General features: G+C 50.9%; 23 protein-coding genes. All 23 read left to right on the forward strand.

The features are described 5' to 3' along the window. Nucleotides 1–16: 16 nt before the first annotated feature. The 23 genes from PHH49_05400 to PHH49_05510 all read left to right on the forward strand — a co-directional run bounded on the left by PHH49_05400 (nucleotide 17) and on the right by PHH49_05510 (nucleotide 22,492). Entirely contained in the window at nucleotides 17–1,243 is a 1,227-nt protein-coding gene (locus tag PHH49_05400; protein ID MDD5488378.1) for a type II secretion system F family protein, read from the forward strand. 141 nt (nucleotides 1,244–1,384) lie between these two features. Continuing rightward, nucleotides 1,385–1,780, forward strand: coding sequence for a prepilin-type N-terminal cleavage/methylation domain-containing protein (locus PHH49_05405; protein MDD5488379.1), 396 nt, complete (start codon nucleotides 1,385–1,387; stop codon nucleotides 1,778–1,780). Between the two features lie 144 nt (nucleotides 1,781–1,924). Beyond that, complete coding sequence (gene pilM / locus PHH49_05410; GenBank protein ID MDD5488380.1) at nucleotides 1,925–2,938, forward strand: type IV pilus assembly protein PilM; 1,014 nt, start codon at nucleotides 1,925–1,927, stop codon at nucleotides 2,936–2,938. A gap of 9 nt (nucleotides 2,939–2,947) precedes the next feature. Beyond that, on the forward strand, nucleotides 2,948–3,646 hold the full coding sequence (locus PHH49_05415) for a hypothetical protein (GenBank protein ID MDD5488381.1): 699 nt from the start codon (nucleotides 2,948–2,950) through the stop codon (nucleotides 3,644–3,646). Continuing rightward, entirely contained in the window at nucleotides 3,643–4,248 is a 606-nt protein-coding gene (gene pilO / locus PHH49_05420) for a type 4a pilus biogenesis protein PilO (protein ID MDD5488382.1), read from the forward strand. The genes PHH49_05415 and pilO overlap by 4 nt, the downstream gene beginning before the upstream one ends. Nucleotides 4,249–4,264: 16 nt before the next feature. Next, complete coding sequence (locus tag PHH49_05425; GenBank protein ID MDD5488383.1) at nucleotides 4,265–4,612, forward strand: hypothetical protein; 348 nt, start codon at nucleotides 4,265–4,267, stop codon at nucleotides 4,610–4,612. A 28-nt stretch (nucleotides 4,613–4,640) separates the two neighbouring features. Continuing rightward, a complete protein-coding gene (locus PHH49_05430) occupies nucleotides 4,641–6,404 on the forward strand; it encodes a hypothetical protein (protein MDD5488384.1) in 1,764 nt (587 codons plus the stop codon). A gap of 119 nt (nucleotides 6,405–6,523) precedes the next feature. Then, complete coding sequence (locus tag PHH49_05435) at nucleotides 6,524–6,847, forward strand: TIGR03936 family radical SAM-associated protein (GenBank protein MDD5488385.1); 324 nt, start codon at nucleotides 6,524–6,526, stop codon at nucleotides 6,845–6,847. A gap of 26 nt (nucleotides 6,848–6,873) precedes the next feature. Next, nucleotides 6,874–8,430: an Rne/Rng family ribonuclease gene (locus PHH49_05440; protein MDD5488386.1), complete on the forward strand. Its 1,557-nt coding sequence runs from the start codon at nucleotides 6,874–6,876 to the stop codon at nucleotides 8,428–8,430. Between the two features lie 147 nt (nucleotides 8,431–8,577). Further along, nucleotides 8,578–8,979 carry a prepilin-type N-terminal cleavage/methylation domain-containing protein gene (locus PHH49_05445; protein ID MDD5488387.1) on the forward strand — a complete coding sequence of 134 codons (402 nt, stop codon included), beginning with the start codon at nucleotides 8,578–8,580 and terminating at the stop codon, nucleotides 8,977–8,979. Between the two features lie 13 nt (nucleotides 8,980–8,992). Beyond that, on the forward strand, nucleotides 8,993–11,299 hold the full coding sequence (locus PHH49_05450; GenBank protein ID MDD5488388.1) for a hypothetical protein: 2,307 nt from the start codon (nucleotides 8,993–8,995) through the stop codon (nucleotides 11,297–11,299). 13 nt (nucleotides 11,300–11,312) lie between these two features. Further along, nucleotides 11,313–12,527, forward strand: a complete 1,215-nt coding sequence (locus PHH49_05455) for a hypothetical protein (GenBank protein ID MDD5488389.1) — start codon at nucleotides 11,313–11,315, stop codon at nucleotides 12,525–12,527. A 132-nt stretch (nucleotides 12,528–12,659) separates the two neighbouring features. Further along, a complete protein-coding gene (gene rplU / locus PHH49_05460; GenBank protein MDD5488390.1) occupies nucleotides 12,660–13,016 on the forward strand; it encodes a 50S ribosomal protein L21 in 357 nt (118 codons plus the stop codon). Nucleotides 13,017–13,035: 19 nt separating this feature from the next. Then, nucleotides 13,036–13,278, forward strand: coding sequence for a 50S ribosomal protein L27 (gene rpmA, locus PHH49_05465; protein MDD5488391.1), 243 nt, complete (start codon nucleotides 13,036–13,038; stop codon nucleotides 13,276–13,278). 1 nt (nucleotide 13,279) lies between these two features. Next, complete coding sequence (gene obgE / locus PHH49_05470; GenBank protein ID MDD5488392.1) at nucleotides 13,280–14,245, forward strand: GTPase ObgE; 966 nt, start codon at nucleotides 13,280–13,282, stop codon at nucleotides 14,243–14,245. A 5-nt stretch (nucleotides 14,246–14,250) separates the two neighbouring features. Beyond that, entirely contained in the window at nucleotides 14,251–15,336 is a 1,086-nt protein-coding gene (gene proB, locus PHH49_05475; protein MDD5488393.1) for a glutamate 5-kinase, read from the forward strand. A 29-nt stretch (nucleotides 15,337–15,365) separates the two neighbouring features. Continuing rightward, complete coding sequence (locus PHH49_05480) at nucleotides 15,366–16,622, forward strand: glutamate-5-semialdehyde dehydrogenase (GenBank protein MDD5488394.1); 1,257 nt, start codon at nucleotides 15,366–15,368, stop codon at nucleotides 16,620–16,622. A gap of 24 nt (nucleotides 16,623–16,646) precedes the next feature. Then, nucleotides 16,647–17,225: a nicotinate-nucleotide adenylyltransferase gene (gene nadD / locus PHH49_05485; GenBank protein ID MDD5488395.1), complete on the forward strand. Its 579-nt coding sequence runs from the start codon at nucleotides 16,647–16,649 to the stop codon at nucleotides 17,223–17,225. An 86-nt stretch (nucleotides 17,226–17,311) separates the two neighbouring features. Beyond that, nucleotides 17,312–17,458 (forward strand): DUF5679 domain-containing protein, encoded by a 147-nt coding sequence (locus tag PHH49_05490; GenBank protein MDD5488396.1) that lies wholly within the window; start codon nucleotides 17,312–17,314, stop codon nucleotides 17,456–17,458. A 65-nt stretch (nucleotides 17,459–17,523) separates the two neighbouring features. Then, complete coding sequence (gene rsfS, locus PHH49_05495) at nucleotides 17,524–17,877, forward strand: ribosome silencing factor (GenBank protein MDD5488397.1); 354 nt, start codon at nucleotides 17,524–17,526, stop codon at nucleotides 17,875–17,877. A gap of 2 nt (nucleotides 17,878–17,879) precedes the next feature. Continuing rightward, nucleotides 17,880–19,571: an arginine--tRNA ligase gene (gene argS / locus PHH49_05500; protein ID MDD5488398.1), complete on the forward strand. Its 1,692-nt coding sequence runs from the start codon at nucleotides 17,880–17,882 to the stop codon at nucleotides 19,569–19,571. A 39-nt stretch (nucleotides 19,572–19,610) separates the two neighbouring features. After that, entirely contained in the window at nucleotides 19,611–21,503 is a 1,893-nt protein-coding gene (gene mfd / locus PHH49_05505) for a transcription-repair coupling factor (protein MDD5488399.1), read from the forward strand. 113 nt (nucleotides 21,504–21,616) lie between these two features. Beyond that, on the forward strand, nucleotides 21,617–22,492 hold the full coding sequence (locus PHH49_05510; protein ID MDD5488400.1) for a peptidylprolyl isomerase: 876 nt from the start codon (nucleotides 21,617–21,619) through the stop codon (nucleotides 22,490–22,492). The last annotated feature ends 9 nt before the right edge of the window (nucleotides 22,493–22,501 follow it).

The raw sequence follows: 22,501 nt of genomic DNA on the forward strand, positions 1-22,501 counted from the left end.
CGGATAAAAGGATAAGATGTCCAAATTCAAATATATAGCGAAAGATAAAGTGGGACAGACCCTGAAGGGAGAGGTGGACGCTTCCGACAACAAGCAGGCTCTCAATCTGCTTCGGGGGGAAGGCCTGATGATCCTGAGGCTCGAGCAGGTCAGCGAAAAAGGCTCGTTCCTTTCATCTCTTTCTTTTTTGTCGAAACAGGGAGCTAAGGTAAAAACAGAGGAAATAGTGCTGTTCACCCGCCAGATTGCCACAATGATGAGCGCGGGGCTCACCGTGGTAACTTCGCTGGATACCCTGGCGGAACAGGTCGAAAGCCTCTCTTTCAAAAAGATACTTCTCGATATAAGGGAAGCCGTGAATACGGGGGCCAGCCTTTCGGACGCGATGGCGAAGTATGAGCCGGTCTTCACTACGTTCTTCGTGAATATGGTGCGCGCGGGAGAATCAAGCGGTATGCTTGATGAGGTGCTTGACCGGGTAGCGTTATACCTGGAAAAGACCAGTGCTCTCCAGAAAAAGATACAATCGGCGCTGGTATATCCTTCGGTGGTGAGCTTTATGGCGATCGTGATCACCATGGTAATGATACTCAAGGTGATCCCCGTTTTCAAGGATATGTTCTCCGGGTTCGGCGCGGCGCTTCCGGCGCCGACACAGTTCCTTATAAACCTCAGTGACGCCATGAGGGGGTCTTTTGTCCAGGTCGCGGTGGTCATTGGCCTTGCCGTATTCGCGGGCAAATGGTACGTTAACACGGAAAAGGGGAGATTACAGGCTGACGGCCTCAAATTGAAACTTCCTGTTTTCGGGGTGCTTTTCAAAAAAGTCGCGGTGAGCAAGTTCACAAGGACACTAAGTACGCTTGTGCGTAGCGGTGTTCCCATTCTTCAGGCCCTTGAGATAGTCGCTAAAACGTCCGGGAACACTGTAATAGAAAAATCCATAAATGAGGTCAAGGAAAGCGTAAGGGAAGGGGAGAGCATAGCGGTCCAGATGCAGAAGAGCGGTATTTTTCCGGGCATGGTCACCCGCATGATAGCTGTGGGTGAAAAAAGCGGACAGCTCGAAACGATGCTGACCAAGATCGCGGATTTTTATGACGAGCAGGTCGATGCGTCGGTCGATGCCTTGACAAGTCTTATTGAGCCCCTTGTGATCGCGTTCCTGGGGATCGTTATAGGTGGTATAGTGATATGTATGTTCCTGCCTATATTCAAGATGAGCACGCTTATACAGGCCTGATCCGCGCTATCCTCATCTGGCTATTTAGAAGTTAACAAAATGAACGCTTGGTTTGCAATGGGAAATATCGGAATGTATACTTGCTAGTGGTGGGGATGAGGTTAAAAATGATCCCTATCCGAAAGAGAGGAGGTGATACATATGAAGATGCGTAAATTGATGGGCAAAGGCGGTTTCACTCTCGTGGAGATAATGATAGTAGTCGCAATTATAGGTCTTTTAGCCGCGATAGCGATACCGAACTTTGTGAAAGCGCGCGAGACCGCGCAGGAGAAGGCAGCTCTGGCCAACCTGAAGCAGATAGAGGGAGCCAAGACGCTTTGGGCTCTGGATACTGGTGCGGCCACGGACGCGACACCGGCCGAGGCTGATCTGGTGGATGACTACCTGAAGGTGTTCCCGACAGGACCGAGTGGAATAACGTATACCATAGGCGATATGAGCACTGAACCAACGGCCACTATACCGGGACGCGGGACCCTGAACCTGGATGGCACGATAACGGCTGAAGAGGAAGAACCACCTGCCGAAGGATAAGGATGTATCGGATATTCGACAAAAAGAGGGCGCGTACGCGCCCTCTTTTTTTTATTCCGGGCCGGCTTGACAATATACGTGCCGGTGTGATACGCTTTGGGTGAGTTATAGTAATATTATTAATTTAAAAAGACCAACACACACATGCCGAAAAACCATAAAGAAGATATAGTGGGCGTGGATATAGGCGCTTATTCCGTTAAGGTCTTATCCGTGTCCCGGGAACAGAACGATAGGACCGTCACCGCTTATAACATAAAGAACCTGCCGCTGGATGGCAAGGATCATAAGATGGAGAACGTTATCGGGGAGGCTTTCGACGAGATTGATATAAAGCCGAAGACCGTGAACATATCCATGTCAGGACCGGACGTCATAGTACGTTTTATCAATCTTCCGAAAATGACCAAAGAGCAGCTTGAGAACGCGTTGGCTTTCGAAGCTGAGAAATATATACCGTTCAACGTGAACGAAGTTGTGTTGGATTTCGTAATAATGGGTAAGGCCCCGGAGCCGGGACAGATGAAGGTGCTCCTGGCCGCGGGAAAAAAAGAGGCTGTTGATCCCCTTATAAGGATATTCGACAGGATGGGCATTAACGTAGGCCTTATCGATATAAACGCGCTCGCGGTGTTCAATGCCTATCTTTCTACCGGAGGGCTTTCGGAGGATGAGGGCACGGTTTTTCTTGACCTGGGACATTCGCAGACGGATATACTTATTTCCACCGGGGACCAGCCATGCTTTACAAGACAGGTACAGATCGGGGGAGGGGACATGACGCTGGCGATATCCCGTGATCTTTCGGTGCCGTTAGCAAAGGCCGAGGAGATCAAGATGGGGCTGGACCAGTCCAACAAGGAAGGGGCCCAGCGGATAATGCTCCAGATACTGGACGACCTGGTCAAGGAGATCCAATTGTCATTCGGGTATTTCGAGAACAGGTACAACAAGGGGATATCCCGGGTGTTCTGTTCAGGGGGACTTGTATACCGTGAAGGCCTGTTGGAATATCTTGGTTCACGTTTAGGGGTCCCCGTCGAGACGTGGGACCCGGTAAAAGGGTTGAAACTCGCTGAGACCTTATCTAAACAGGATATGGGCATGATCGCTTCAAGGCTTGCCGTATGTGTAGGGTTGGCCCTCAGGAACGTGTAGAGAAAAAACATGATAGAAATAAACCTGCTCCCTAAAGAGCTCAGAAAAAAAAGAAAAGAAAAAGAGGTAAAGGCGAGGCCGACCGTCCGGTTGACCCTTCCGAAGATCAAGGCCGTGCCGGTCGTGTCCCTCGCGGTGGTGGTGCTCATATTGCTTCACGCGGGTATACTTTTCTTCGCCAAGAGCACGGGTAGGACCCTGGATGGCCTGAAGAGCAAGTGGGAACAGATGGAACCCCAGCGCGCCAAGATCGCCAAGATCAGTTCGGACACCAAATTGATCGAGGACAAGGTAAGATCCCTCAAGTCGATATCAAGACCTCAGTTAAACTGGACCAGGATTCTTTCCGGGCTCAACCAGTCCGTGATATCCAATGTGTGGCTTTACGAGCTTGAGGTCGTCTCTAAGGTGTCCGGCGCCAAGGGTAAAAAACTGCAGGGTGAACCGGTCTCAATAGATATAAAGGGGTACGCTCTCGGGGAAAGCGATAAGGCTACCGCGCTTGTCGCGAGGTTCATAAACAGCTTAAAGAGTAATAATAAGTTCGCGCAATATTTCGACGACATCGAGCTGGACAGCATAAACAACAGCAAGATAACGGGGCAGGAGGTCATGCGGTTCCAGCTGGATTGTAAGCTCAAGGCGCCGGAACAGGAAAAAGCTGTTAAAAAGACGGCGCCGAAGAAGAAAAAAACGAGGTCTAAATGAGCATAATGGACCATTTCCCGGACAAGGTCAGGGCCTTTCTTGAGGAAGAACAGTACAGGGAATACCTTATCCTGGGTGTCGGGGCAGCGGTGTGCCTGATCTACATAGCTATTGCCATAGTGCCTGGTGTGTTAAGACTGGGATCGAACATCACCGGTATCGCCCAGGCCAATATCAGGATCACCCAGTTGAACGAGAAGGTCAAAAAACTGGCGAAGACATCCGAGGAACTGGCGAAACTTCGAGCGGAACTGGAAACATATTCCAGAGGGCTCCCGGACCAGAAAGAGATATCGACCTTTCTGGAAGGGATATCGTCCGTGGCGGAGGGGGCCAATATTAAGATATTGAGCATTACGCCTATCGATATGCCCGAACTGGGGGCAAAAGATGACAAGACGTTCTACCACGAGGTGCCTATAGTCCTTACGGCCAAGGGAGGGTATCACCAGTTGGGTGATTTTATTTCCAGGCTGGAAAGCGGCGAAAGGGTCATAACGATCAAGGACCTTAAGATCAATAATAGCAGCAAGACCCCGAGGGTGCATGATATACGCATGGTCCTGCTTACATATGTCGCTTCGGATAACATGAAAGAGTGAACATGTCGGGAAGAATATGAAAAGAATGATAATTATGCTCCTGCTGGCGCTCAGTGTCTTCGGGTCGCACGAGATGTCCGGCGCGGAAGAATATGAACATTCCGATCGCAGGGACCCTTTTGTGCCGTTGGTAGGGGCTTCCAGGAAAAGCACGGTCCAGGGAGTGGAGTCGGTCCTGATGGTGGACGATGTGCGTCTCCAGGGCATACTTATGGCCGCGGACGGTGTTAGAGAGGCGATAATAAACGGTGAGATAATGAGGGAAGGGACAAAGATAGGGCGGGTTACCATGATGACCATTGCCGATAATTATGTCACCTTGAAGATAGGCGACGACGAATATATAGTACGCCTTTACGAATGACGATATTGTATACGAAAAAGGAGCTCTTATGACAAAATTTTCCACATTCACCACGCTGATAAGAACGGTATCTCTTGCCCTGCCGGTGACGATGATGGCTCTTTTCCTGCCTTTGGACTCCGGCGCGCAGGTGCAGGGACAGGGTGTGGTCGATCCGGTCTCTCCGGCGGAGAACATCCCGCAAGTGGAGACCCCTCTTCCCGGCGCGGGGAACGTAACGGTCAACTTCAAGGATGTCGACATAAAAACGGTACTCCACTACCTCTCGGAGGTCAGTGGAGTGGATATAGTCCCATCGCCGGGTGTCGAGGCCCAGGTTACCATGCGCCTCAGGGACAAGCCATGGGATGTAGCACTTGACATAGTTACGCGTAATTACGGATATATCTATTCAAGGGAAGGGGATATCATCCGCGTGTTCCCCAGGAGCCAGTTGAGCGCGGAGGAGCCCGTGACCGAGGTGATACCGCTCAATAACATAATACGCGAGATAGAACTCACCAAGAGTACGCAGGGTGATACGGTAGGCGTGGAAGCCAAGGAGGAAAGCATACAACAGCTCATGAAGGCCATTAACTCCCTGCTCGACCGGCAGAAGGGAGAAAACGCCACGTTCATCGCCAGTTCGAATTCGATCATCGTATCTGCGATCCCGACACGTATAAGCATGGTACAGGACCTGATAGCCAAGATAGACAAGAAAACGCCGCAGATCATGCTTGACGCCAAGGTCATAGAGATACAACTGGATGACGATGAACGTTTCGGCGTGGACTGGAACGCTGTTATATCGGCGTCGGGCGCAAGACGCCCTACCACGTTCCCCTTTACTAATTCGGGCGTGATCAAGATGTTCGGTGACGGGCAGAAGCAGTATTATCCTACGGATACCGTGGGGACTTCCAGCTCGAATTTCCCGTTCATCGATAATTCCACTGGTATCGATCCCCTTAACCCGTCGATAGGGGATTCGCCGCTTTTCAGTTACGGCACGCTGGATTTCAGTACATTTTCCGCGACATTGAGCCTGCTTGAGAACCGCGGGGATACTGAGATACTTTCCAGCCCGCGTATAACTACGCTGAATAACCAGAAAGCGACGATAAAGGTCATAGACAAGATAATGCTTCAGAAGACGCAGGAGACGACCCAGACCCTTAACCCGAGCATTGTTACTGTAGAGTTCGAGTCCGAGGACGAGGCAAGAGAGGTCGGAGTGCTTCTTACGGTGATACCGCATGTCAATGAGTCGGGCGACATCTCGGTGAACCTTTTGCCGGAGGTGTCGACTAACTCGGGATTCAGCGAGCTTACATTGGCTAATAGTAGCGTGACCACCCTTTCACTTACTTTTAGTTCCAGGGAGGCCAATACGGTGGTCCGGGTGAGGGACGGAGAGACCATATTCATCGGAGGGCTTATCCGTAAGAACGTAACTAAGCAAGACAACAGGTTCCCGATCCTGGGAGATCTTTTGGGCGGGGTACCCCTGATCGGTAGCGCGTTCAAGTACGAGTCGGAAGTGACCATGCGCAGCGAGATAGTGTTTTTTGTGACTGTGCATCTTCTGGATGAGGGCAAGGCCTCGATGGACCTCTCGGGTACGAGTAATCTGTACGATAGGTACAAGGACGATTTTGTCAACGCCTCGTCACGGGGTGACGCGGAAACGGTACAGTCGGGAACTCTGGTGGAGAAGAGCGAAGAGGCGGAGGTCAAGGTGGTCAACGTCCAGGCCACGTCGCCGAAAAAAAAGAAGAGACCGTTCCTGGATTTTAGAAAAGAAAAATGAGGAGCTTTCCCGTCCCCACGGCATCATTGGGAGGAAGCGTGGGGTGTATATGATGAACATTTTGAGCCGCGGCGGAGCGCCGCGTCCCTCCCGTCGCTCCATAGGGGAATGCCATATCTATGGTTAACGCTGACAGCATGAACACGAAGTACAAGGCGGATTTTGGTAAAAAAGGCCAGATGGTCTTTATCTCGCATCTTGACCTTATGACGCTTTTCAGGAGGGCATTAAGACGCTCCGGCCTGCCGCTGGTTTTTACGGAAGGGTTTACCCCGAGGGTGAAGATCAGCATGCCGAAGGCGCTTAAGCTCGGGGTGGAGAGTGATCATGAGGAGCTTGTGTTCTGGCTGAAGGAAAGGGTCCGGGAGGAAGAGGTCCTCACGTCTTTGAGGCGTCAGGTGACGCAGGGTATAGATATACATGGATTAACGATCGATAAATGATAAAAAGATCAGGAGAAGGAACATATATGATGGCTAGGAACAGAAAACACAAGGAAGTTCAGAACGTTTCCAGGGAGATATTGATAAACGTCGGCCCCGTAGAAAAGAGGGTTGCCGTGATGGCAGGGAACAACCTGGTGGATTTTTTCATGGAAAGGAAGGGGCTGGAACATTACGCGGGAAGTATATTCAAGGGAAAGGTAAAATCCATATTGCCCGGGATAGAAGCCGCCTTTGTGGATATCGGCATGGAAAAGAACGGTTTTCTTCATGTCAGTGATGTCCTGGACAAGCCTTCCATGCTCAAGGAAATGCTTATGGATGATTCGGATGGGGAAAAGCACGAATCTTCCGAAAAAAGGCATAAACAACACCAGAAGATATCCGATATATTGAAGCAGGGCCAGGAGATCATGGTGCAGGTCGTGAAGGAGGCCATCGGGACCAAAGGTCCGCGACTTACGACCTATATAAGCATCCCGGGGAGGTATATCGTCCTTACGCCTTTCGATAAGAACATAGGTATATCGAGGCGGATACCGGACAGGGAGGAACGCAAGCGTATCCGCGGCATAATCGAGAAGATAGGATGTCTTAAGGACGTTGGGTGTATAGTGCGTACAGTGGCGGAAAAGAGAAGTGAGCAGGAGCTCGTGAACGAGGCCAAGTATCTCGTGAGCCTCTGGGAAAAGATAAGGTCGCGCGCGGAAAAGCAATCGGCGCCTGTTACTGTCTATGAGGAATATGGCGTAGTGTTGCGTCTATTGAGGGACATCTTCACCGACGATGTCGTGCGGCTTGTTGTCGATTCGAAAGATGAATACTCCAGGATAATAAAGTTCCTCCGGGCATTTATGCCGTCCCTGCGTAAAAAAGTAAAGCTCTACAAGGGAAAGACCCCTATGTTCACGAAATATTCCCTCGACCGCAAGATTGACCAGATATTCGAGCGCAAAGTTGAGCTCAAGAACGGTGGATATCTTGTGATAGAACAGACAGAAGGAGTCGTTGTCATAGACGTGAATACCGGCAGTTATGTTGGTAAAAAGAGCCTTGAGGAGACCGCCTTCCGTACTAATATCGAGGCCGCGCGGGAGATACCCAAACAGCTTTTATTGAGGGACATGGGTGGGATCATAATAATAGATTTCATCGATATGGAAAGAAAAGACCATAGGGACGAGCTTTTCAGGATATTGCAGGAGAACCTGAAAGAAGATAAGGCGAGGATAAGCCTGCGCGCTATTTCGCAATTCGGGATAGTGGAGATGACGCGACAGAGGATGCGGAAAAGCCTCGAGGGTTCGTCCCACGTAGAGTGTCCGTATTGTGGCGGAAAGGGTATGATCAAAAGCGTAGAGACCATAGCTATTGAGACCGCAAGGCATATAGACCAAGTGCTTTCGAAAAGCACAAAACATCGTAAACGCCTTTTGGTCACCGTGCATCCGGACATTCATGAGGCGCTTATATCCGATCAGGCGGTCATGCTGGGGGATATACAGCGTAAATACCGGTGCCAGATCGATATTAAGGAAGATAGAGGCCTTCATATCGAGGAGACCATTATCGAGGAGAATTGATCCTCCTCGTTTGATGTCTTCGGACTTGCCAATAAGCGGCTATTTTATCTCTAAACACTGAGGGTCAAATTGCCATATCCCGCGTTATGATAATATATACTATAAGATGGGGGCGTTGGGATGTTCTGTATTAAATTTATGTTAATTATGGATAAACGCGGTATGACGCTGGCGGAAGTAGTAGTGTCTATGGCCATAGTGACATTACTTACTGTCGCGTTCATCGGGGCCATGTCGCAGAGTATCAGCTACAGCGAAAAATCCGATAGCGTGTATATCGCCTCGATCATAGCCCAGAGGAGACTGGATGTCCTCAAAAAATTCGATTTCAGCGACCTGCCATCCGCGGCTCCAGAGACAGCCGTGTCTCAGGATTTTGACGGGAACGGCACGGTGGATTACTACAGAACGACCGAAATAACGGAAAATTATAACGGATACGCTGACCTTATCAAGATCAAGGTAAGCGTGGACAGGGTGGACGAGGGGGAAGCCTCCGGCAACCCCGTGATAATGGAGACTTTGATCGCGGAAAACCCGGATCAGTGACGAGGGGTAGGCTATGGCGCGCTTGGTGGGAGACAAAAAAGGGATAACACTGGCGGAGATCATGTTCGCTGCCGTGATAAGCATAATGGTGGTGTCAACCGTGGTCTCGGTGTGGATATATACGCAACGGACCTGGCGTGGGGAGATAAGGCACACGTCGATACGTACAGACATGATAAAGGCCATAGAGAGATTAAGAAGCGATATACGTTTGTCGAGCGGTACATATATGACATTCTATCCTTCAGGTGGCAGCGAGTTCTCCGCTATATCCATGCCACTGGCGACAACAGACAGTGATGGATTTTTTTTAAGAGATGGGTCGGATAAGATATCCTGGAGCAAGACCGTCATATACCATATCGTGAGTGAAACCGGCGTGGATAAGCTCCGCCGGACCGTTATAAACTCATGGGATAGCGCCCTGGACGCCACGGGGAGATATTCACTCCTTACCAATGTCGTGAATGGTACTAATACCGGGGCATCACATGAGGACCTGATAAAAAAGGACCTGCAGGCTTTCGAGATAACCACTTTGTCTCCCGTGATAGATTTTTATTATGATTCATCGGACCCGGTCAAGGTGCGCAATGTGGTGTTCGGTTACGCCAAGCTGAGTAGCGGTAGCCATACTGTTAAGTTCAAGGTGACAGGAAAGAACGATGATTCCACAGGGTACGCTTTTGGCCTGGACACTATAAAGATAGAGCCGGCGGGATATCCCCGCGAAGCGGAATACTATAATTCCGCGGGCGCCCCGTCCGGCGCCTTAAGTTCCGGCGGCAGCACGCTGGAGAAGGTTTCCGGGAGCATGTGGTCCAACAACAATTACCTGGAATATAACGCCACGTTCATTGACGATTATATCGAGATAACGGACGGATATGACCTGGTACGGGAATCGGCGTTCGACAATACAACGCGGAACAATACCACAAAATTCGACGCCGACGTGAAGATAAAACTCGAGCTACCGGAGGATCGGGAGGATGACAAGAACATGATAGCCTGGTCAGCTTATTCGCAGACCGGGGCGGCTTCCCAGGATGGAGCGGATGGGTATCTGCCGGCGTATCCAATAGTGATAAGGACGATAGTAAAGAACGGATATATGGATATGGCCGCCAACGCCGTGCGGGTCCGTTTCAAGGCCCCGTCGTCCAATCCGACCAGGATAGACGCGGCATACCTGACACGTAAGACAATACAAGGTACGGATACGGACCCGGATGGGCTGGCGAACCAGGACCCTTCGGGGCTTACGGTAAGCGAATATCACAGGCATCAGCGTCTTTTTTTCAGTGAGGAGGACAATGACATCGATATGAATGGTGACGGGGACAAGCTGGATATACTGGATTACGCGAACATTCCATCCGGCGGCGAGATCTGGTCGGTATGGACGGCGTTCCCGATGGTACGCGAGGACGCGGACGGTGATCCGGTGGATCTTCTGATAACCGTCAGTATCCCCGACCTTTCATCCGTTTCCTTTCCGTCGGGTTGGGAGGGATTTGACTCGTCCGATTGTGAGTGCCGGGAGTGGACCGGTAGCGTTTGTAACTCCCAGTATATGCGGCTTGCCGATATAGGAGGAGGGACAGGGACATACACTAATATATTACAAGCCGCGGGTACACCTGACTGGAGTGACGCGACTTATGTGCCCGTGGCATCAAATAACGTCTATTTCGCCATGGATATTGACACATGGGACAACGAAGGTACGGTCGAGTCCCAGGTGTACGACACTACTATTTCATCACCGTCATATAGCCAGATCAAGTGGAACGGGAGTACGCCTTCGGGTACTTCGATAGTCATGAAGGCCCGAAGTTCGGATAACGATGATATGCAGGGAGCTTCATCGTGGGATACCCTGACAGGAACTTCTACTAATCCGGGGAGCCTGGGCATTGGCAGCGGACGTTATGCGCAGTTCCAGGCGGTCATATCCACCGATATGGGTTGGGAGTGGTCCGGAGGTACGTTGAGCTATGTGGCGTATATTACGGAACAGGCAGCGGCGACTGATCCATGGGAGTTCCCCTACCGGAGTGGGGAACCGCTTGTGACGGGATATGATACCGCGTGGCTGGATGATGTGGAGATGACGTGGGCCGGGGAGGAACAGATATGTGTCATAAAGGGCGATATAGTGAAAGAGGACGATTTTGGACAGGTCGAGGTCACGGTTGATAGCTCCGCGCTAGTGCGTGTTCTGCGGGTAGAACTTTCCGCCAGCGCCGAGGTCAATGGCAGGGTGCTGACCGAGAGTAACGTGCTTGAGGTGGAACCGAGGAATACCGGCAAATGAAGGATGATCTTTTATGCGGGATTTAATGCTCATGATAAAGAGTCACGTCAGGGAGGACCGGAAAGGAATGGTCCTTATGCTGGTTCTCTGTTTTGTGATGCTTATGAGCATAAGTACTGTTTCTCTCGGGTCCATGCTTAGGCAGGATGTGGAGCTTATACGGAGGGTCAAGACGGGAGAGCAGGCTAAGAACCTGGCCGAAGCCGGTATACATCATGCCGTATCCAGGATAAAGAACATGGGGTCTTCAGGGGTAAGCGCGTTTTCCGGGAGCCTGGATATAGGGACTTATAGTGTAAGTTTCGGGAACGCTACAAGCCAGGGCAGCCAGACCAAATATCTCGTTACTTCAACGGGTACGGTGGACGGTGTGTCTAAGACAGTAACGGCGGAGCTCGGGGTGAATATCCCGACAGCGCTGGACTTCATGTGCGCGGCGGGTAATGACGCGCGGATCGCGGCTCTTCTTGCCATATGCCCGATAACAGGTGACGTCCACGCGAACAATAACGTCTACCTGAAGGGTCCGCTGGGAGGGGTCGGGGTGACCGGAGACGTATCGGCGCGCGGACTGGTGACCGAGGGGACCACACATGATGAGTCGGACCTTCTTGATATACTTGTATGGATAAATGGTGACAATAATGATGCCGCTGAAGTGTCCGAGGGGGACAGTGCTCCTATCGTTACGTTCCCGGTGTTCGATTACGAGGCTTACAGGGCGGCCGCTATGGATGACGGCATATATTACGGGACTGACGACCTTGACGGGAATGGCGTGAAGGAATTCGAGGACGAGACCCTGAGCCCGAATAACGGCATAGTATTCGTGGACGGCGATGTCCGGTTCGTTGGCGACTGCACGGTGAACGGCGGGATAATTGCAGACAATATCTATATCGGTAAGAGGGTGAAGATCCTCTTTTTCTATGTTACATCACCGGGGGAGGTCGAACAGTATTCTACTGAAGACAATCGTAATGTGTTCATTGCCAGGAACGGTGATATACAGATAAGAGGCAAACTGGATACGGAAGAAGCTCTTGTATATGCCTCCCGGGACATAGTTTCCCTTGATGCTTTCGATATAATCGATGTCAATGGCGCTCTTGTCGCGGGAAGGGATATATATATGTGGTCGGTCATAGCGTACATTTCATATAATTATGTGTCGGTCTCACCGATGAATATGGAGAACCAGGTCTATATCGCCAGCTGGAACACATAAAACCCTTTGATAATTAAACTTGACAAGAATTCACCTATTTGATAATATGGTAAAACATTTGTATACGAAGGCGTAATTGGCTTGCTGTAAGCTTATATTATTAAAACAGTTACGGAATTGCAGGAGAAGAACATGTACGCTATAATGAGTATTAACGGGGATCAGGTCAAAGTTGAGAAAGATACGAAGTTCACGGTGAACAGGTTAAAGGACCTGTCCTCAAAGACGTTGAAGGTGGAAGAGGTGCTTTTTGCCAAGAAGGGGAACAGCTATCTCGTGGGTGATCCGACCATAAAGGGCGCTTATGTTGAATGCGAAGTGCTCAGGGAGACCCGCGGGAAGAAAGTCATCGCTTATAAGTACCGCGACAGGAAGAGTTCACAGTCCATCAAAGGACACCGTCAGGACCTTACGGAGCTAAAGGTCGTGAATATCGAGCTTGGCGAGAGCGCGAAAAAATCCGGCGAAGAAAAGAAAGCCGAAGAATAACATATAACGGGAGAAAGTCATGGCACATAAAAAAGGACAAGGTTCATCGCGCAACGGACGCGATTCAAATTCACAGAGACTGGGTGTAAAAAAATACGGCGGGCAGGCTGTCCTGGCAGGTAACATACTGGTCAGGCAGAGAGGGACCCATTATAAACCCGGGCTTAACGTAGCTAAGGGTAAGGATGATACATTGTTCGCGAAATGCGAAGGAGTGGTGTCCTATACCGGTAAGCGCGTCGTGAACGTCATGCCAAAATAAAATGCTTATCGATCACGCCAAGATCTATGTCTCCGGGGGGCGTGGCGGGAACGGATGCCAAAGCCTCTATAAGGACAAGTACCAGAGAAAAGGCACCCCCGACGGCGGTGACGGCGGTGACGGCGGTAACGTAGTGGTCGAAAGCGATCCTAACCTCAATACACTTCTGGATTTCAGGTATAATCAGCATCATAACGCGGGGAACGGCAAACACGGTGGCTCTAACACTAAGATCGGGAAACGCGGTCAGGACCGTGTGCTCAAAGTGCCTCCGGGTACGATCATCATAGACGCGTCAAATGGTCTTGTGATGAGGGATCTTGTATCAGTCGGAGAAAGTGTCATTGTGGCTAAGGGTGGCTCTGGCGGCAGGGGTAACGCGAGGAAATGCGAGGCCACTCCCGGCGAGCCCGGCGAGGAAAAAACCATTATTTTCGAGCTTAAACTTGTCGCGGATGTGGGCATAATTGGGTTCCCTAACGCGGGGAAGTCCACGTTGGTGTCGAGAATATCCAGGGCCAGGTCCAAGATAGCCCCTTATCCGTTCACGACAAAAGATCCCCATCTGGGTGTGGTAAGCCTTTATGAGGATACTTTTGTGGTGGCCGATATGCCCGGGCTCATTGAAGGAGCGCATCAGGGTAAAGGACTGGGGGACAGGTTCCTAAGGCATATCGAGCGTACGCGGGTCCTGGTCCATCTGGTCGATATGCAGCCGGTGGATGGCAGTGATCCCCTGGAGAATTTTAAAAAACTGGAGCAAGAACTCAAGGCCTATGACGAAGACGTATTCAATAAACCAAGGGTCATAGCGGGGAGTAAAATGGACCTGCCAGGGGCCGATAAGGAACTGGAAAGGTTCTCAAAAGAGGTGGGGGATAAAGTATTCCCTGTCTCCGCGGTAAGCGGATACGGGGTAAAGGACCTTCTGGACGAGATATATCATAAAGTGAAAGCGTTCAGGTGAAAGATATGAAAAGAATAACCGTCAAGATAGGGACACGGGTCCTCACGGATAAGGATAACCGTATCGACAGGAAGGTGCTTCGGCTCCTGGTGGGGCAGATATCGGACCTTGTGGACGGGGGGCTTGAGGTCATAGTTGTGTCATCCGGCGCCATCGGGGCCGGGCTCGGCCTCCTGAACATACAGAAAAAGGGCAGATCACTTTCCGATCTTCAGGCCATAGCCAGTGTCGGGCAGAACCACCTGATGGATATTTATAATGAATACCTGGCTAAACGCGGGTATGTGGCCGGGCAGATACTCCTGACGCAGGATGATTTCAACGACAGACGGCGATTCCTCAACATAAGATATACCATTAATTCCCTGCTTGAGTTCAAGGCCGTACCTATAATAAACGAGAATGATACTGTCTCCACTGAAGAGATAAAGTTCGGTGACAACGACAGATTGTCGAGCCTGGTGGCGGATATATCGGATTCGGATATGCTGGTGATACTCACGGATGTGGAAGGCCTCATGGACGCCAGCGGTTGTGTGATAGGTGAGGTCGACATGGTAAGCGAGGACATAAAGAAACTGTGCAGGGGAAAAGGATGCGAGGTGAGCACGGGCGGGATGATCTCCAAGCTTGAATCCATGGCAAAGGTCTCTAAGGCAGGGATACCCGGTGTTATCGCCCGTGGCAGGAGAGAGAACGTTCTTTTGGACATTCGCGACGGTAAGCATGTGGGGACGCGTTTCAATCCCAGCGAGAGGCCTATAAAGGCGCGTAAGAGATGGATAGCCTTCAGCAAGAGGTCAAAAGGCGCTATTGTGGTCGATGACGGGGCCAGGAAGGCATTGGTCGAAAAGCATAAAAGCCTTCTTCCCGGTGGGGTTAAAGGCGTACGCGGTGTTTTTTCCGACGGGGACGTGGTGGACATAGTCGATGCCGACGGGAAGGTGTTGGCAAGGGGAGTATCGAACTATACTTCGGCGGAAACAGATAAGATAAAAGGCAAAAGGACAGATTGCATAGAAAGAGAACTTGGGTATAAGGATTATGACGAGGTCGTCCATCGGGATAATCTCGTCGTTATGGGGGAATAAAGAGCCTTACGCGGGGCGAAGGAGCCGCAATGAACAGGGATATGATGAATGAAATGACCGAAAAGGCCAGGAAGGCTTCTTATTCGCTTGCAGTGATGTCCCGCGAGCGTAAGGACGCGGTTTTACGTTCCATGGCGGATGGGATAGAGAGATCCGCCGCGGATATAAAGAAAGCCAACGCGATCGATGTAGCGGCGGCACGGGAGAAAGGGCGAACAGGCGCGTTCGTCGACAGGCTGGAACTGAACGATAAGAGGATAAGCGGCATGTGTTCCATGTTAAGGGAAGTCGCCGCGCTTGAGGACCCGGTCGGGAAGGTGATCGGAACGACCACTCGCCCTAACGGCCTCGTGATAGAGAAAGTAAGGGTGCCTATCGGGGTTATCGGTATCATCTATGAGTCGAGGCCGAACGTAACGGCGGATTGTGTCTCGTTATGCATGAAATCCGGCAATGCCGTTATACTGCGCGGCGGATCCGACGCCATAAACTCGAATAAGGCTATTTACGACGCGATGAGACGGGGCGCGGTGTCCGCGGGGATGGACGAAGGCGCCTTTGCGCTCGTCGAGGACACTTCCAGGGATATGGTCGACAGTATGCTCGGTGCGGCCGGAAAGATTGACCTTATAATGCCCAGAGGGGGAGAAGCCCTTATCCGGGAGGTAACGGAGAAGAGTCGTGTGCCCGTGATAAAGCATTATAAGGGTATATGCCATGTTTATGTAGATAAGGACGCTAACACAGATATGGCCGAGAACATATGTTTCAACGCCAAGGTGCAGAGGCCCGGTGTCTGTAACGCGATGGAGACCATGCTGGTGCATAAAGATATCGCGGATGCTTTCCTGCCGGGGATGCTGGCGAAATTCGCTGGCGCAGGCGTAAAAATAAAGGGATGCGTGAGGACAAAAAAATACGCTAACATACCCGTTGGAACGGTCACTGACGAAGATTACGCCACGGAGTGGCTGGACCTCGTGCTTAATGTGAAGATAGTGGATTCACTGGACGAGGCGGTCGGGCATATCGCGCGTTTCGGCTCAGGCCATTCCGACGCTATAGTAACGGAAAACGCGCGCGCGGCTGAGGATTTCCTGAGACGGGTCGATTCTTCCGCTGTTTACGTGAACGCTTCTACGCGGTTCACCGATGGAGGCGAGTTCGGCAAGGGCGCCGAGATCGGGATATCGACGGACAGGCTGCATGCCCGTGGCCCCATGGGATTGGAAGAACTGACCACGTATAAGTACGTGGTACGCGGTACGGGCCAGATAAGAGAATAACTACGCTCAATTTCAAGGGGTGCCATGCCAAGGATAGGGCTCTTCGGAGGAACGTTCAATCCAGTACACACGGGACATCTTGTACTTGCCCAGGAATGCTGGCACGCCCTGAATCTGGACAAGGTGGTATTCATCCCTTCCTATATTCCTCCCCACAAGGATGTGCAGGGGGACGTATCTCCGGCGGACAGGCTTAATATGGTGCGTCTCGCGCTTGAGGGTGATGACAGGTTCGAGATATCGACTTATGAAATGGACAAGGGCGGGGTATCCTTTTCCATAGATACAGTGCGTCATTTCAGGGAAGTATATGGTGATAGCGCCGGACTTTTCTTTATCGCGGGGGCGGATGCCGCTTCAGGACTGGGGACATGGAAAGATCCCGATACGCTTTTGGACCTGGTCGATTTTGTGGTCGTATCCAGGCCAGGTAGCCCGGAAATAACTGGTTATGAGGGCAGGATAACGCGAGTGGATATGCCGGGTATAGATATTTCCTCGAGCATGTTAAGGGAAAGGATACGGGTACGTGAGCCCATCGATCATATGATGCCGGTCAATGTGGTGAAATATATACGGAATAAGGGCCTGTACCGGGATTAAGAGTGTCATATTCACTTGACAAATGGTCCCTCTATGATAAACTTATCCAGTAACGTTGAAAGCATCAAAATTTAGGAGGTTTTCACATGGCTGAAGCGTATTGCGTTAAATGTAAATCCAAGAAGGAAATGAAGGATGCTAAGGAAGTGACCATGAAGAATGGCAGGAAAGCCATGAAAGGTTGCTGTCCCGAATGTGGCACCGGTATGTACCGGATAATGGGGAAAAAGTAGCATCTATTTATAATAGAGCATATCTCGTTGAGCCTGTTCAAAGGAAGCATCACGGGTCAATATACGTGGGTAAAGAGATAACATCGCAGGAAAAAGCTAAGCTGATCGCGGGGATCGCGGCTGACAAAAAAGGGGAAGATATCGTCCTGATGGACATGAGTTCATCGTCGACGATATCTGACTGGTTCGTGTTGGTCTCCGCCGGTTCTTCCAGGCAGCTGGATGCCATCTCCAAGGCCGTACAAAAGGACCTGTCCAAAAAGTTCAAGATATCCCCGTTAAAAGTTGAAGGCAGGAACAATCCTTCCTGGGTCCTTGTCGATTACGGTGATGTTATATTGCATGTTTTCCATAAGGATATCAGGGATTTTTACGGTCTTGAACGTTTATGGTCAGATGCTCCCCGGGGATCTTACTGAACATGTTTACACCTGAACTTACCGAAAAATTGACGAAGGTCATATTAGAGGCGGCAAAGACCGTTTTCGCGGAAAAGTGTTCGCCGGAGGGGACCATTTTTCCTGAAGGTACGCCTGTTATCCTACAACCTCCCCGCGATCCCTCGAACGGGAATATCACGACCAATATTGCTATGAGGCTGGCTTCCATCTGCAGGATACCTCCTGCGGATTTCGCTTCCGCTATGGTGTCCCATATCCGCGGAAAATTAGCCGAGATACCCTCGGTAGGGCGGGTCGAGGTGAAGGGCGGGTTCTTGAACTTTTTCTTTGAGGATGATTTCTTCTGTGACCTCCTGGAAAAGATATACGCCCAGAAGGACGTGTTCGGCCGTTCGGAAGACGGGAAGGGGCAGCATATCAACCTCGAGTTCGTTAGTGCCAATCCTACTGGTCCGCTCACTATAGCCCATGGCCGCCAGGCGGCTATAGGGGATACCCTTTCGCGTATATTGCGTTTTTCCGGTTATAAGGTCACGAACGAATATTACCTCAATGATGTAGGCCGGCAGATAAGAATGCTGGGCGAATCGCTTTTCGTGCGCTATCGTAACCTTACGGGGGAGAAAGACGCCATGCCCGATGACGGGTACATGGGCGAGTATATGATCGATATCGCGCGAAAGGTCTTGGAGGAGAAAGGACCTTCGCTGAAGGCGCGTACGCCGGAGACCGAAGAGTTCTTCAGGAAATATGCGGTTGGCCACATAATGGACCTGATATACAAGGACCTGGATGATTTCGGGGTGGAGTTCGATGTGTGGAAACCGCAATCAGATATCGAGCATGGCGACGAGGTCCGCAAGGCCCTGGACCTGTTGCGGGCTAATGGATATATATATGACCAGGATGGAGCGGTTTGGTTCGCCTCTACAAGGTTCGGGGATGACAAGGACAGGGTGGTGGTCAAAAGTGACGGGTCATATACATATCTTGCTCCCGATATCGCTTATCACCTGGATAAATACAGCCGGGGATTCACTCGGCTCATAGATCTTCTTGGTCCGGACCACCATGGTTATATCAAGCGCATGAAAGCGGCCGTACAGGCTATGGGGCAGGACGCGTCCTCTCTTGATATAATGATAGTTCAGCTGGTAACGCTTCTTAACGCCGGGGAAAAACTTTCGATGTCCACGCGAAAAGGCGAGTTCGTCAGCCTCCGGGAGATAATCGATGAGATCGGCAAAGACGTGGCCAGGTTCTTTTTCCTGTCACGCAGGCTGGACAGCCACCTTGATTTCGACCTTGAGCTGGCCAAGAAGGAATCGTCGGATAATCCGGTCTATTATATACAATACGCGCATGCCAGGATATGCAGCATAAAGGCTTTCGGCAGCGACGCTTTGGATAAAGCCTCTCCCGGGGGAAGGGATCTTTCCTTGTTGTCGACGGGGCAGGAAAAGGACCTTATGCGTAAATTGGGAGAGTTCCCGCTGGCGGTGAGCGCGGCGGCGAGCGCGCTTGAACCTAATCGTTTAGTGGTCTATCTTAGTGAGCTTGCCAGGGCATTCCACTCCTTTTATACTGAATGCAGGGTGGTGTCCGATGACGCGGCTCTTTCCGGGGCAAGGCTTTTTCTGGTTGAGTGTGTTCGCATAGTGCTCGCCAATGGCCTGAACCTTCTTAATATCACGCTGCCGGAAAAAATGTGACGGAAGCTGGTATCCGTTTTAACTTCCTGTGAGACCCATATGTTCGAATCGCTTAAGCTCTATACGGGGGAGGACGTCCAGGTCGAAGAACTCCTCGCCACATTGCAAAAGTTCGGATATGACCGGCGGCGGCATGTAGGCGCTACGGGTGATTATAGCCTTGTCGGGGAGACGCTTGTGGTGTTCCCTGTCACCTTTGAGTATCCCGTACGTATCGATATCCCCGATGGCCGGGTGAAAAGTATCAAGAGCGTTGATACCCAGTCCTTCCGCACTATAGACGAACATAAAGGCGTGATAATCCTCCCGTTGAATATTCTGCGAAGAAAGAGCCTGTCAAAAAAACCTTCCGGATATGACCAGCAACCCATTGATTCTTTTGTCGACATAGAGCCGGGAGATCTTGTAGTACATGTCGACTACGGGATCGGACGGTATAAAGGTATCAGCCATCTGCGCAAGGATGACCGGGTCGCCGACTGTCTTGTCCTCGAGTATGCCGAGGGCGATGTGTTATATGTGCCGTATGAAGACCTTGATAAGGTGCAGAGGTACATAGCGTTCCATAAAGGCGCTCCGAAGATGAACCGTCTTCGCGGTAAAAGGTGGCAAGCCGCTAAGATAAATGCCGCGAAAGGTGCCGCTAGGGTCGCGCAGGACCTTCTGGAGATACAGGCCAAGAGGGAAAGTTCCGTAGGTTTCAGGTTTGCCGAGGATTCCGACTGGCAGAAAGAGATAGAGGCCGCTTTCCCTTACAAGGAGACCCCGGACCAGGAAAAAGCCGCTATCGAGGTAAAAGCCGATATGGAAAGGCCGCGTCCCATGGATCGTCTTCTCTGCGGGGATGTCGGTTACGGCAAGACGGAGGTGGCCCTCAGGGCGGTCTTCAAGGCCGTTATGTCCGGGAAACAGGTCGCGGTGCTTGTCCCGACCACTATCTTGGCGGAACAACATACCGCTACGTTCACCGAACGTTTCCACGGGTATCCAGTAAAGATAGAGATGCTGAACAGGTTCCGTACTGACTCAGAGCAGGCGGAAGTGACCAGGGGATTAGAGGCGGGGAAGATAGACGTGGTGGTGGGGACACATAGACTGCTCTCGGAGGACATTAAGTTCAAGGACCTGGGGCTTCTTGTGATCGATGAAGAACAACGCTTCGGGGTGAAGCACAAGGAAAAGATCAAGAAGTTGAAGACGGACCTTGATATACTTACATTGACCGCTACGCCGATACCGCGGACACTGTATCTGGCGCTCATGGGGGGCAAGGACATCTCTATGATAGAGACGCCCCCACTGGAAAGGTCCCCTATTGAAACGGAGATCATCGATCGGGACCACGGCAAGATAAGAGAAGCTATTGAATATGAATTGAAAAGGGGCGGACAGGTTTATTTCGTTCATAACAGGGTGGAGACCATTGACGGAGTGGCTAAGGAGGTAGCCGGCCTTGTTCCCGATGCTAAGATGATGGTCGGGCACGGACAGATGAGTCCCCGGATGCTTGAGAGTACAATGCTTAAGTTCATGCGGGGTGATGTTAATGTCCTGGTCTGTACCACGATAATAGGGTCCGGGATAGACATTCCCAACGCCAACACCATGATAATCGACCACGCGGATAAATTCGGCCTGGCGGACCTGTACCAACTGCGTGGCAGGATAGGCCGGTTTGACAGGAGAGCGTACGCGTACCTGATCGTTCGGGACAGGGACATCCTGACATCCGAGGTCCAGGCCAGGTTGAGCGCGATAAAAAAATATAAAAAACTAGGTTCGGGATTCAAAATAGCCATGCGGGACCTCGAGATGAGAGGCGCGGGGAACATCCTGGGCCTGGAACAAAGCGGGTTTATCGACCAGGTGGGGTTCGATCTTTATTGTCGTCTTTTACGGGCTGAGATCGACAAGGCCGGGGCAAAAAAATAAGGAATTCCCGGGTTCTGTCTGAAATTACTTGCTGACGACTTTTTCTTCTGGTACCATATACTAGTACCACATATACGTAATAATACTTATTTATAATATTAAAGGAAAGCAACATGTTGAACAGACGATGGTCTAATGTCTTATATCTGTTCATGACCGCGTTTTTGTCTCTTTTGGTCTTTGGGTGCGGACAGTCCGACCCGGGGGAGAAGATAATCGCGTCGGTCGGCAGGGATAAGATCACTTTGAATGATTTCAATGAGCGTATTTCCAATCTTCCGAGGAGATACATGGATGTGGTCGAAAAGCGGAAAGGGGAATACCTTGATGAAGTGGTGAACGATACCTTGCTTTATCAAGAGGCCATACGCAGGAACATACACAAGGACAGGGAGGTCCAGGGCGTCATCCAGGAGGCTACTAAAAAGATATTGATAGCCAAGCTCATAAAGGAAGATATCGAGGATAAGGTCGATGTCTCTGAGGACGACATAATGGTTTTTTATGAGGATAACAGGGAGAAGTATAAGACCCCGGAGATATTAAGGGTGTCGCATATTCTTGTCCCGACCAGGGAAGAGGCGGACAGTATACTGGCAGAGCTGCGGAGTGGTGAGGATTTTGAGGCAATAGCAAGAGCCAGATCGATCGATCCTACCGCGCAGAAAGGCGGGGATATCGGGTATTTCCCCAAGGGGCAGCTGATGCCGGAGTTCGAAAAAGGGTGTGAAGGTCTCCAGCCGGGCGAGATAAGCGAGGTGACGAAGACCCGACTGGGATACCACATAATCAAGCTGACCGACAGGAAAGAACCGGAGTATCGGGAGGTCGATGATGTCAGGCAGGATATCGTGATGAGACTGCGTAAGGCGAAGATGCAGCAGATGTTCAATGACCTTATAGCGGGATTAAGAGAGAATACGAATGTACAGATCGATAAAAGTGTTTTAAACGCCGGAGACAAGGAAAAAGCGGGTAGCATCAATTAAAGCAGGAGG

Source organism: Candidatus Omnitrophota bacterium (genome assembly GCA_028715965.1).
Classification (GTDB): domain Bacteria; phylum Omnitrophota; class Gorgyraeia; order Tantalellales; family Tantalellaceae; genus JAQUQS01.

What these genes read in the sequence shown, in the direction of transcription:
- PHH49_05400 (MDD5488378.1), top strand. Translation starts at nt 17, where the DNA reads ATGTCCAAATTCAAATATATAGCGAAAGATAAAGTGGGACAGACCCTG.
- PHH49_05405 (MDD5488379.1), top strand. Translation starts at nt 1,385, where the DNA reads ATGAAGATGCGTAAATTGATGGGCAAAGGCGGTTTCACTCTCGTGGAG.
- pilM (MDD5488380.1), top strand. Translation starts at nt 1,925, where the DNA reads ATGCCGAAAAACCATAAAGAAGATATAGTGGGCGTGGATATAGGCGCT.
- PHH49_05415 (MDD5488381.1), top strand. Translation starts at nt 2,948, where the DNA reads ATGATAGAAATAAACCTGCTCCCTAAAGAGCTCAGAAAAAAAAGAAAA.
- pilO (MDD5488382.1), top strand. Translation starts at nt 3,643, where the DNA reads ATGAGCATAATGGACCATTTCCCGGACAAGGTCAGGGCCTTTCTTGAG.
- PHH49_05425 (MDD5488383.1), top strand. Translation starts at nt 4,265, where the DNA reads ATGAAAAGAATGATAATTATGCTCCTGCTGGCGCTCAGTGTCTTCGGG.
- PHH49_05430 (MDD5488384.1), top strand. Translation starts at nt 4,641, where the DNA reads ATGACAAAATTTTCCACATTCACCACGCTGATAAGAACGGTATCTCTT.
- PHH49_05435 (MDD5488385.1), top strand. Translation starts at nt 6,524, where the DNA reads ATGGTTAACGCTGACAGCATGAACACGAAGTACAAGGCGGATTTTGGT.
- PHH49_05440 (MDD5488386.1), top strand. Translation starts at nt 6,874, where the DNA reads ATGATGGCTAGGAACAGAAAACACAAGGAAGTTCAGAACGTTTCCAGG.
- PHH49_05445 (MDD5488387.1), top strand. Translation starts at nt 8,578, where the DNA reads ATGGATAAACGCGGTATGACGCTGGCGGAAGTAGTAGTGTCTATGGCC.
- PHH49_05450 (MDD5488388.1), top strand. Translation starts at nt 8,993, where the DNA reads ATGGCGCGCTTGGTGGGAGACAAAAAAGGGATAACACTGGCGGAGATC.
- PHH49_05455 (MDD5488389.1), top strand. Translation starts at nt 11,313, where the DNA reads ATGCGGGATTTAATGCTCATGATAAAGAGTCACGTCAGGGAGGACCGG.
- rplU (MDD5488390.1), top strand. Translation starts at nt 12,660, where the DNA reads ATGTACGCTATAATGAGTATTAACGGGGATCAGGTCAAAGTTGAGAAA.
- rpmA (MDD5488391.1), top strand. Translation starts at nt 13,036, where the DNA reads ATGGCACATAAAAAAGGACAAGGTTCATCGCGCAACGGACGCGATTCA.
- obgE (MDD5488392.1), top strand. Translation starts at nt 13,280, where the DNA reads ATGCTTATCGATCACGCCAAGATCTATGTCTCCGGGGGGCGTGGCGGG.
- proB (MDD5488393.1), top strand. Translation starts at nt 14,251, where the DNA reads ATGAAAAGAATAACCGTCAAGATAGGGACACGGGTCCTCACGGATAAG.
- PHH49_05480 (MDD5488394.1), top strand. Translation starts at nt 15,366, where the DNA reads ATGAACAGGGATATGATGAATGAAATGACCGAAAAGGCCAGGAAGGCT.
- nadD (MDD5488395.1), top strand. Translation starts at nt 16,647, where the DNA reads ATGCCAAGGATAGGGCTCTTCGGAGGAACGTTCAATCCAGTACACACG.
- PHH49_05490 (MDD5488396.1), top strand. Translation starts at nt 17,312, where the DNA reads ATGGCTGAAGCGTATTGCGTTAAATGTAAATCCAAGAAGGAAATGAAG.
- argS (MDD5488398.1), top strand. Translation starts at nt 17,880, where the DNA reads ATGTTTACACCTGAACTTACCGAAAAATTGACGAAGGTCATATTAGAG.
- mfd (MDD5488399.1), top strand. Translation starts at nt 19,611, where the DNA reads ATGTTCGAATCGCTTAAGCTCTATACGGGGGAGGACGTCCAGGTCGAA.
- PHH49_05510 (MDD5488400.1), top strand. Translation starts at nt 21,617, where the DNA reads ATGTTGAACAGACGATGGTCTAATGTCTTATATCTGTTCATGACCGCG.